General features: G+C 66.9%; 1 protein-coding gene. It reads left to right on the top strand.

The genetic code is table 11. The annotated features are described in order from the left end of the window. Positions 1-32 precede the first annotated feature (32 nt). A complete protein-coding gene (locus tag ACTHQX_RS21670; RefSeq protein ID WP_440159299.1) occupies positions 33-1,229 on the top strand; it encodes an IS30 family transposase in 1,197 nt (398 codons plus the stop codon). Positions 1,230-1,261: the final 32 nt, after the last annotated feature.

The following is a 1,261-nucleotide window of genomic DNA, read 5'->3' as shown; positions in this document are numbered from 1 at the left end:
CGGCAGGTTCTAGGGGTCGTTGCAACACCTGAGTGATTGGTGGTGTTGTGGGACGTTTTGGTCGGCCTGAGGTGTTGCGTGAGGTTGTGCGGGTGTTCTGGGAGGCGAGGTCTTCCGGGTTGTCCGATGAGGTGGCCGCGGAGGTTGCCGGGCTTTCCGCTACGGCGGCGCGCGGGATCGTCCGTCAGCATGGTGGGGTGGATCCTTCGATTGCGCCCCCGTGTGGGCGGTACCTGTCCTTTGATGAGCGTGAGTTGGTCGCTGTGTGGCGCGCGGAAGGGTGCAGTGCGCGCGAGATCGGCCGTCGTCTGGGCCGGAGCCCGTCCACCATTAGCCGGGAGCTGGCCCGGAACGTCCGCAACGGGGGCCAACGCCCCTACCTGGCGTCCGCGGCCCAGAACCGGGCCCAGAAGCTGGCACGGCGGCCCAAGGCCCGGAAGCTGGCATCCAATGAGGCCCTGGCGCTCTACGTTGCCGGGATGCTGACGGCCCGTGAGCGGTTGTCTCCGGAGCAGATCAGTGTCCGGCTGCGGATCGATTTCCCTGATGATGAGAGCATGCGCATCAGCCCGGAGACGATCTATCAGTGCATTTACATCCAGGGCCGCGGCGGGCTGAGAGCCGAGCTCTCCGCGGCCCTGCGGACCGGGCGTGCGGTGCGCCAACCAAACCGGCGGGCCGGGATGCGGAAGCCACGGGTCCCGAAGGAGCTGCTGATCAGTGAGCGCCCGGCGGAGGCCGATGATCGGGCCGTTCCCGGACATTGGGAGGGCGACCTGGTCATCGGCACCCCCGGCACCGGGGCGATCGGAACGCTAGTGGAACGCAGCAGCCGCTTCGTGATGCTCCTGCACCTGCCCAACGGCCACACCGGCGAGCAGGTGCTGGCCGCCATCCAGGAAACCCTGCCCATGCTGCCCGCCCACTTGCGCCGGTCCCTGACCTGGGACCAGGGCGCGGAGATGGTCGGAATCCATGACCGCGTCAAGGTCGCCACCGGAGCGGATGTGTACTTTTGCGACCCTCACTCGCCCTGGCAGCGCGGCACGAACGAGAACACCAACGGGCTCTTGCGCCAGTACTTCCCCAAAGGGATGGACCTGACCACCGTCACGCGTGAGGACCTCGACTACGCCGCCGCCGGGCTCAACGGCCGCCTACGCAAAACACTCGGCTGGAAAACCCCCGCACAAGCCCTCGAGCAAATTCTGGAAGAATCAGCAGCTTAGGACGCGTGTTGCAACGACCGCTGGAATCCGCC

The sequence above is a fragment of the Arthrobacter sp. SAFR-023 genome (assembly GCF_051965295.1).
In the GTDB taxonomy this organism is placed as follows: domain Bacteria; phylum Actinomycetota; class Actinomycetes; order Actinomycetales; family Micrococcaceae; genus Arthrobacter.
This window is presented reverse-complemented; position numbering and strand designations above follow the sequence as displayed.